At 60.5% G+C, this 9338-nt stretch carries 8 protein-coding genes; 7 read left to right on the plus strand and 1 reads right to left on the minus strand.

The features are described 5' to 3' along the window. From EVC45_RS42430 to EVC45_RS42450, 5 genes are all read left to right on the plus strand, one after another. The coding region (locus tag EVC45_RS42430) for a proline racemase family protein (RefSeq protein ID WP_211193574.1) at positions 1 to 371 on the plus strand (371 nt) is incomplete at its 5' end. A 103-nt stretch (positions 372 to 474) separates the two neighbouring features. Next, a complete protein-coding gene (locus EVC45_RS42435) occupies positions 475 to 1548 on the plus strand; it encodes a proline racemase family protein (RefSeq protein ID WP_129964063.1) in 1074 nt (357 codons plus the stop codon). 3 nt (positions 1549 to 1551) lie between these two features. Then, on the plus strand, positions 1552 to 3033 hold the full coding sequence (locus EVC45_RS42440; RefSeq protein ID WP_129964064.1) for an aldehyde dehydrogenase family protein: 1482 nt from the start codon (positions 1552 to 1554) through the stop codon (positions 3031 to 3033). Between the two features lie 12 nt (positions 3034 to 3045). Beyond that, a complete protein-coding gene (locus EVC45_RS42445; protein WP_129964065.1) occupies positions 3046 to 4077 on the plus strand; it encodes a proline racemase family protein in 1032 nt (343 codons plus the stop codon). A gap of 74 nt (positions 4078 to 4151) precedes the next feature. After that, the gene (locus EVC45_RS42450; RefSeq protein ID WP_211193575.1) at positions 4152 to 4856 is read left to right on the plus strand and encodes a GntR family transcriptional regulator; all 705 of its coding nucleotides are present in this window, start codon (positions 4152 to 4154) and stop codon (positions 4854 to 4856) included. A 55-nt stretch (positions 4857 to 4911) separates the two neighbouring features. Here the strand turns inward: EVC45_RS42450 and EVC45_RS42455 are convergent, their stop codons facing one another. Beyond that, positions 4912 to 6333, minus strand: coding sequence for a PLP-dependent aminotransferase family protein (locus EVC45_RS42455; RefSeq protein WP_129964066.1), 1422 nt, complete (start codon positions 6331 to 6333; stop codon positions 4912 to 4914). A gap of 113 nt (positions 6334 to 6446) precedes the next feature. Between EVC45_RS42455 and EVC45_RS42460 the strand changes: the two genes are divergently transcribed. Both EVC45_RS42460 and EVC45_RS42465 read left to right on the plus strand, forming a co-directional pair. Continuing rightward, positions 6447 to 7775 (plus strand): aspartate aminotransferase family protein, encoded by a 1329-nt coding sequence (locus tag EVC45_RS42460; protein ID WP_129964067.1) that lies wholly within the window; start codon positions 6447 to 6449, stop codon positions 7773 to 7775. 49 nt (positions 7776 to 7824) lie between these two features. Continuing rightward, a partial coding sequence (locus EVC45_RS42465; RefSeq protein WP_129964068.1) for a CoA-acylating methylmalonate-semialdehyde dehydrogenase occupies positions 7825 to 9338 on the plus strand: 1514 nt, incomplete at its 3' end.

The following is a 9338-nucleotide window of genomic DNA, read 5'->3' on the forward strand; positions in this document are numbered from 1 at the left end:
CGAGCATTCGCGGCGTCAAGCACACGATGTGGACGGGCGCGCCGCTATCTGACGATGCCGACGCCCGCGCGGTGGTGATCGCCGGCGACAGCCTCATTGACCGGTCGCCCTGCGGAACCGGCACTTCTGCCCGCGTGGCGCAGCGGTATGCACGTGGACAGCTCGGCATCGAACAGCCTTTCCGACATCAAAGCCTGATTGGCAGTTGCTTTACCGGTCGGGTCGAATCTACGACACAGCTGAAGAGCGGACTGGATGCGGTCCTTCCAGGCGTCGAAGGATGCGCGTGGATTACCGGGCGAGCGGAACACTATGTTGACGACACACAGCCATACGCTCACGGCTTCAGCTTGCAGGAGTATGCGAATTGAACGCCGTTCATCGCAAGTTACTTTCGCGTGACACGTTCCCCTTCAAGCAGGAGTTAGCCATTGTGATTGAAGGTTGTCACAGGACCTAGCGAGGAGAAAAGTTATGCGTTGGAACAAGACATTCACGATGGTGGGCTGCCATGCCGAGGGCGAGGTGGGCAACGTCATTACGGGTGGTTTGATCGACGTGCCAGGTAACACGATGTTCGACAAGATGGTCTACCTGGAGGAGCACGGCGACGAGCTCCGCAAAATCTGTCTTTTCGAGCCTCGCGGCTCCGTGAATCACAACGTCAACTTCATACTGCCCGCGACGGATCCGCGCGCACAGATGGGCTACGTGATTGGCGAGTCGACCGAGTACGTCGCGATGTCGGGCTCTAACACCATGTGCGTGGCGACGGTTCTGCTGGAAACCGGCATCCTCAAGATGCATGAACCGGTCACCGAACTCGTACTGGAGGCACCGGCCGGACTCATCCACGCACGCTGCGAATGTTCGAATGGCAAAGTGACCCGCGTCGAGTTCACGAATCAACCGGCCTTCGTCGCCAACCTGAATGCCGATATCGAAGTGAAGGGGCTCGGCAGTATCAAGATCGATGTCGCGTATGGTGGCATGACTTACGCTCTGGTCGACGCGCAGTCTCTTGGCTTCGGCATCACGCCGGATGAAGCGCGCGAGCTTTGCGAACTCGGCCAGAAAATCAAGGCGGCGGCGGTGGAGCAGTTGCCGTTTTCGCATCCGCTCAATCCGCTGATCAGGGGCGTCACGAACACCCAGTTCATGGGGCCACTGCAGCGGGAGAACGGCAAGCTCTTCGCGCGCAACACGGCGATCGTTTCACCAGGACGATGCGATCGCTCTCCGTGCGGAACAGGAACTTCAGCGCGCCTTGGCGTGCTGCACGCGCGTGGTCTGATCGACGTCGGTGAGACCTTCATTCACGAATCCATCACGGGGTCACGGTTCGAAAGCCGGGTTGCGTCGACCACGCGTGTCGGCAACTACGACGCGATCGTGCCCGTGGTGTCGGGGCAAGCATGGATTACCTCGATTTCGCAGGTTGGCGTCGACCCTACGGACCGGTTTCAGACTGGCTTCACTTTGGCTGATACCTGGCTTGACGCGGTCGACGACAAGCTCATCAAATCCCGTCAATCGACAGCAGGCTGAATCATGAAATCGTACGAACGACTCTTTATCGATGGCCGCTGGGTCGCGCCAGTCAGGAATGGCAGCTTCGAGACTATCGACCCGAGCAGCGAACAAGTCATCGCGAAGGTCGCGGCCGCGACCGCCGAGGATGTGGACCTTGCGGTACGAGCCGCGCGAAAGGCATTTGACGAGGGTCCGTGGCCGCGCATGAGCGGTGCCGAACGTGCCGCGGTGCTCCGTCGCATTGGCCACGGTATTCGTGAGCGCCTGCAGGAACTGGCGGAAATCGAAGTACGGGACAACGGCAAGCCACTTCCGGAGGCACTCTGGGACGTGGGCGATGCCGCCGGCTGTTTCGAGTTCTATGCAAACCTCGCGGAGAAGCTTGATCAGAACGCCGAGACGCCGGTTGCACTCTCTGACGACCGCTTCAGTTCGGTTGCTCGCAAGGAACCGGTCGGTGTGGCGGGCGCGATCATTCCATGGAACTTCCCGCTGCTGATGGCGGCATGGAAAGTGGCGCCCGCGTTAGCGGCTGGCTGCACCATGGTTCTTAAACCATCGGAATTGACGCCTCTTACCGCGCTCGAATTGGCCAACATCGTTTCCGCAGCCGACCTTCCGCCGGGCGTCCTCAACGTTCTGACGGGGCTTGGGAAGGACGCGGGCGCTCCGCTTGCAGAGCATCCGGACATCGACAAGCTCGCCTTTACGGGCAGCGTCCCCACCGGCAGCCGCATCATGCAGGCCGCTGCGCGCGACATCAAGAATGTCAGCCTGGAACTGGGCGGAAAATCGCCGTTCATCGTATTCGATGACAGTGACATCGAGGCGGCGGTCGAGTGGATAATGTTCGGCATCTTCTGGAATCAGGGCGAGGTCTGTTCCGCCACTTCGCGCGTGCTGGTGCAGCGTGGAATCTATGACCGCCTGCTGGTGCGTCTGCGGGAAGAGACCCAGAAACTCACCATCGGCAATGGTCTGCAGGACGGTGTCCTGCTCGGGCCTATCGTGAGCAAGGGCCAGTACGAGAAAGTTCGCGAGGCGGTCGGGCGTGGCGTCAGCGAAGGCGCGCGGCTGGTAGTCGGTGGCGGCCGACCTGCTCATCTGGACAAGGGGTACTTCATGGAACCCGTCGTCTTCGCGGACGTTCCGGCCGGTAGCTGGGTCTGGAATGAAGAAATCTTCGGACCGGTCGTCTGCATCCGTCCGTTCGATGACGAAGCAGAGGCGGTGCGCTCGGCGAACGACTCGCGATTCGGTCTTGCGGCCGCGGTCATGTCGCGTGACAACACCCGTTGCGAGCGTGTGGCGAGGGCATTGCGCGCCGGTATCGTCTGGATCAACTGTAGTCAGCCAACCTTCACCGAGGCGCCGTGGGGTGGCTACAAGCAGAGCGGGATCGGTCGCGAACTTGGCGAATGGGGTCTCAACAACTACCTTGAAACCAAGCAGATCACGCGATACGACAGTGATAAGCCCTGGGGCTGGTACATCAAGTAAGGTCCGTCAATCATGCGCTGGAAAAAGACGCTACAAATCGTCGACGTTCATTGCGAAGGCGAAATCGGCAAGGTCATCACGGGGGGAGTCGTAGGAATCCCCGGTGCGACGATGCTCGACAAGATGAACTACATCAACGAAGTCGACAACAGCCTTAGAAGGCTCGTCGTGCTCGAGCCGCGAGGCTGTCTTCAGATGTCCGTGAACCTCCTGTTGCCGCCGACGCGTCCTGAAGCCCACGCGGGCTTCATCGTGCTTCAGGCGGACAAGGCGCATCCTATGTCCGGCAGCAACGCCATCTGCGTCGTGACCGCGTTGCTGGAACTGGGCATGGTCGAGATGCAGGAACCTGAAACGACGGTCGTCCTGGACACGCCGGCGGGTCTCGTCACCGCACGAGCCACATGTAGTGACGGTCGTTGCACGAGCGTTTCGCTCGACATGGTGCCGTCGTTCGTCGAGCAACTCGACTTCATGTTCGACACGTCGAAGTTCGGCACAATCAAGGCGGACATCGCATTTGGCGGCGTCTACTATGCGCTCGTCGACGTCGAGCAGGTGGGTTTGAAAATCGCGCCCGAGAACGCGCGCGAACTCGCCGAGCTCGGAGTCGGGCTGAAGGACGTGATCAATAGCCAGATCAGGATTCAGCATCCGCTTTTCCCTGAAATCAATGAAGTCGCGTATGTGATGTTTCGTAATCGGGTCAGCGAAGACCTCTACCAGACCTGCACGACGCTGCCGCCTGGTCGGGTGGACAGGTCGCCGTGCGGAACGGGTAGCTCGGCCAATCTGGCAACGCTGTCGGCTCGTGGTCTTGTCGACGTCGGCAGTCGGTTGAAGTCGCGCTCCACCATCGGCGGCGAGTTTGTTGTCGAGATGCTAGGAAGGACCGAGGTCGGCGGCAAGCCCGCCGTGTTGCCCCGAGTCCAGGGTCGGGCCTGGGTCTATGGCATTCAGCAGCTTGGTGTCGACCCGGACGACCCGCTGGCTGCTGGTTTCATGCTGAGCGATACCTGGGGTTCCGGTTTTCCGAAGCCCTGAGGCAGGGCGTCCGCACGATGGTAAACTTGAAGGCACGCCCGGCCTTTCGGGCCCACGACTACGGCGGTGAGGCAATGAGCAAGGGAACGGAGACAGAAGCTACTGTCCGCAGACACGGCGGACGGTATATCTATGAGGAATTGCGCAAGCAGATTCTGACGTTGAAGCTCAAGCCAGGCGCACCGCTCGACGAAGTCTCCCTGGCGGCGCAGTTTGGTCTATCGCGCTCACCGGTGCGCGATGCGCTTGCCCGTCTGATCAGCGAAGGTCTCGTGACGATTCTCCCGAACCGCACGACGCTCGTGACACCTTTCGAAATTGAGGAATTCCCGAAGTACATCTCGGCGCTTGATCTGATTCAGCGCACGGTGACGCGGCTGGCTGCCCAGCACCGGACTGAAGAAGACCTCAAGCGCATTCGAATGGCAGATGAGGAGTACATGCAGGCGGTCGAAAGCGGCGACTTCCAGGCAATGTCGGAGACCAACAAAGCTCTTCATATCGCCATCGCCCATGCGGCGAACAATCCGTACTTTGTTGGGTATTACGAACGTCTGCTTGGAGAAGGGCAGCGGCTCTTGCACCTTCACTTCGACTTCACCGTTACGTCGCCGACCGCAACGAAGCTCGGTCGGGATCACGCGGAAATGATTGCCGCGATTGCACAACAAGATGCCGACGAAGCCGAAAAACTGGCACACGAGCACACGATGCTGTTCCAGAAGCGTTTTCTCGATTACATGCGGCAGAACATGACGGAGTCGATGGCAATCTTCTAATCGGCTGCCGGGATCTATGGAGGGCGGCTCTTTGACAACCGGGCTGCCCCTTTCTTTACCGTCGGTAGACTGCGCCGTCTTGCAGGCTCTTCAGAAACTTCCAGAGTTCGGGAGCATCGGAGGTGGCTGCGTTGAACCTGAACCACTCGGACGTATGCTCGCCAGGACGGAAGTACGACCCGGGAGCGAGCCAGATTCCCTTGCTGAGGGCTTCGTTCGTGACCGCGATGCTGTCTTCCGCTCGAATTGGCAACCTGGCCCATAGAAAAAGGCCTGCGTTCGGGGTGTGAAATACCTCGAGACCGGCGCTGAGCATCGACTGCGTGACTTTCGCATGAGCGTTGAAGAGTCGCTCGCGGATATGTGCGGTGTGTCGGTCGTAGTGTCCCTCGATGAGAACATTCGCCACGGCGCGTTCGGTCACCTCGGACGAGGTCAGCCCGACAGCCATCTTCGTCAACGCGAAGCGAGACAGCAACTCGCGGCTTGCCGCGATATAGCCGACCCGCATTGCGGGCGTGATGGTCTTCGAAAAGCCGGCCACGTAGATGACGCGTTGCAATCCCTCCATTGCAGCAAGGCAGGGCGCGCCCGCAGGCGCGAGCTCACGCGAAATGTCGTCCTCAACGATCCAGATGCCTTCACGGTCGGCGATCTGCAATAACCGGAAGGCCGACGATGCGCTCAGCGAAGTCCCAGACGGATTCTGCAGAACCGTGTTGATGAACATGATCTTCGGCTTGTGGGCCTTCACGACCTCTTCAAGCTGTGCGCTGTCGATGCCTTCAGGCGTGCGCGGAACGCTGACGACGTTGACGAAGGCGACTTTCAGGATTTCGAGCAGATTGCAGTAACACGGGTCTTCGACGAGGACGGTGTCGCCGGGTCTCAGCAGGGTGCGAACGATAAGGTCCAGCGCCTGAGTGACGCCTTGGGTCAGCAGGACATCATCGCTACCGACGGACAGCGAGTACCTTCTCAGTGAATTTGCGATGTGTTCGCGTAGAGACGTGAGCCCATACGGATGACCATACCCACCGATACGCGGCCCGGGCACACGGCTGACGACACGCAAAGCGTGCTGGATACCGCTCTCGTTTATCCAGTCGTTAGGTATCCATCCACAGCCCGCTTTGATGGGAACCGTCTTGTCCGCAAACACATCGGACAGCAACCACGCCTTGTTCAGAGTTGGTGCGCTCCACGCAGGGGCAGCAGGTGGCTTTGCCGCTGGCGTAGCAACGCGGTAGCCAGCACCGGCGCGCGCGATCACCAGACCGAGCGAAACGAGCCGCTGATAGGCTTCGGAGACCGTGTAAGTGCTCAGATCGTGGCTCTTCGCGAAGACGCGAACCGAGGGAAGCGCAGTGCCGGCCGGAAAGGTACCTTGCCTGAGTTCCTGTTCGATCGACGACACGATTTGGTCCACCAGCGTGCCTTCGTTCTTGCGGGAGCGCGACAGGTTCAGCTTGAACATTTCAATACAGTTCGAAGAAGAAAATCAATACGGTCTGGCTGCTCATTGCATGCTGTCCAGTGATTGTAGCGCGCTACCTCGATAAAGTTGACCCACATTCACGGAGTCACCAAATGAGCGCGAATCAACCGAACCTGGACCTGACGAAGTTCTGGATGCCTTTCACCGCGAACCGCCAGTTCAAGGCCGCGCCGCGACTGTTCAAGGCTGCCAAAGGCATGTACTACACGACGGTCGACGGCCGTCAGGTAATGGACGCGACGGCCGGACTCTGGTGCGTCAACGCCGGTCATGGCCGCACCGAAATCACGCGTGCCGTGAGCGAGCAGCTCGACACGATGGACTACGCACCGACGTTCCAGATGGGACACCCGCTGGCCTTCGAGGCTGCAGCGAAGGTCGCGGAGTTCATGCCCGCCGGCCTCGACCGCATCTTTTTCACCAACTCCGGTTCCGAGTCGGTCGACACGGCGTTGAAGATGGCGCTGGCCTATCACCGTGCTCGCGGCGAAGGTCAACGCACCCGTTTCATTGGTCGCGAGCGGGGCTACCACGGCGTGGGCTTCGGCGGCATTTCTGTGGGCGGCATCTTGCCGAATCGCAAGGCGTTCTCCGGCAACCTGATGCCGCACGTGGACCATCTGCCGCACACGCATAACCTCGAGGAAACGGCGTTCACGCGAGGCCAGCCGACGTGGGGTGCTCATCTGGCTGACGAGCTCGAGCGGCTTGTCACGTTGCACGATGCGTCGACCATCGCGGCAGTCATTGTCGAACCGCTCGCCGGCTCCACCGGTGTGCTCGTTCCGCCTAAGGGTTACCTCGAACGCCTGCGCGAAATCTGTACGAAGCACGGCATCCTGCTGATTTTCGATGAAGTGATTACGGCATTCGGCCGTCTTGGCGCCTCGACCGCTAGCGAATTCTTCGGCGTCAAGCCGGACCTCATCACGATGGCCAAGGCCATCAACAACGCGGCTATTCCGATGGGCGCCGTGGCGGCAAGCCGCGCGGTTCACGACACGGTGGTGAACGCCGGTCCCGAGAACGCGATCGAGTTTTTCCACGGCTATACCTACACCGCGCATCCGGCAGCTGCCGCCGCGGCGATTGCAACGCTGGACATCTACAAGCGCGACCGGCTTTTCGAGCGAGCGAAAGAGCTGTCCGGCGTGTTCGAAGACGCTGCTCATGAAGTGAAGGGCGCCCCGCACGTGAAGGACATCCGCAATCTCGGCCTGGTCGCAGGGATTGAACTGGAGTCGCGACCGGGTGCGCCGGGCGCGCGCGCCTACGAGGTCTTCCTGAAGTGCTTCGAAGCCGGTGTGCTGGTGCGTTACACGGGCGACATCCTCGCTTTCTCGCCGCCGCTGATCGTCGATGAGAAGCAGATCGACCAAATCTTCTCCACGGTGCGCAACGCTCTGCGCGACGTGGCCTGAGTTGAATCGCCCGGCCGCCATGGCCAAACTGGAATCCCGGAGTGTTTAAATGAACGTAGCAAGCGAAACGGCAAACCTCGGCGTCGAGCAGGTCAGCCACTTCATCAATGGTCAGGTCGTCGCTCCGTCGAGCGACCGTTTCAAGGACGTCTTCAATCCCGCCACGGGGGAAGTCATTCGCGCAGTCGCCCTTGCTTCTGTCGAAGAGGTCGACCGCGCCGTGCAGGCCGCAGCAGCAGCGTTTCCGAGCTGGAGCGAGATGGCGCCGCTAAAGCGCGCGCGAATCCTGTTCAAGTTCAAGGAACTGTTGAACCAGCACCACGACGAACTCGCGATGCTCATCACCCGTGAGCACGGCAAGGTCTTCACCGATGCGCAAGGTGAGGTCGTGCGCGGCATCGAGGTCGTCGAGTTTGCCTGCGGCATCCCGAACCTGCTGAAGACGGACTTCACCGACCAGATCGGCGGCGGCATCGACAACTGGAATCTGCGTCAGCCGTTGGGCGTCGTGGCGGGCATCACGCCGTTCAATTTTCCGGTCATGGTTCCGATGTGGATGTTCCCGGTGGCGCTCGCTTGCGGCAACACGTTCATCCTGAAGCCGTCGGAGCGCGACCCTTCGGCTTCCTTGCGTCTTGCCGAGTTGCTCAAGGAAGCAGGTCTGCCCGACGGAGTGTTCAACGTCGTGAACGGCGACAAGGTCGCGGTCGATGCGCTGATCGAGCATCCGGACGTTGCGGCGATCTCGTTCGTCGGCTCCACGCCGATTGCGGAGTACATCCATACGGAAGCGTCGAAGCGCGGCAAGCGCGTCCAGGCCCTCGGCGGCGCCAAGAATCACCTCGTCGTGATGCCTGACGCGAACCTGGATCAGGCCGTCGATGCACTGATCGGTGCGGCTTACGGCTCGGCGGGCGAACGCTGCATGGCTATCTCGGTGGCGGTCGCCGTGGGCAACACGGGTGACCAGCTGATCGAGAAGCTGACTCCGCGCGTGAATTCGCTGGTCATCAAGAACGGCGAAAATCTCGATGCGGAAATGGGGCCGCTCGTGACGGCTGAGCATAAGGCGAAGGTCGCGGGCTACATCGAGTCGGGCGAGTCGGAAGGCGCGAAGCTCATCGTGGACGGGCGTGCTCATCCTGTCACGGCGGAAAATGGTTTCTTCATCGGCGGGACCCTGTTCGACGATGTGCGTACGGACATGAAAATCTACAAGGAAGAAATTTTCGGGCCGGTCCTTGCAGTCATCCGCGTTCCGGATTTCGCCAGCGCAGTCGAGTTGATCAACGCACACGAATTCGGCAACGGCGTGTCGCTGTACACGTCGGATGGCGGAGTCGCCCGGGCATTCGCGCGTCAGATTCAGGTTGGGATGGTCGGTGTCAACGTTCCGATTCCGGTGCCGATGGCATGGCACTCGTTCGGCGGCTGGAAGAAGTCGCTCTTCGGCGACCACCATGCGTACGGCGAAGAAGGCATCCGCTTCTATACCCGGTACAAGAGCGTGATGCAGCGCTGGCCCGACAGCATCAGCAAGGGCGCTGAATTCACGATGCCGGT

The organism is Paraburkholderia sp. UYCP14C (assembly GCF_004197395.1).
Taxonomy (GTDB): domain Bacteria; phylum Pseudomonadota; class Gammaproteobacteria; order Burkholderiales; family Burkholderiaceae; genus Paraburkholderia.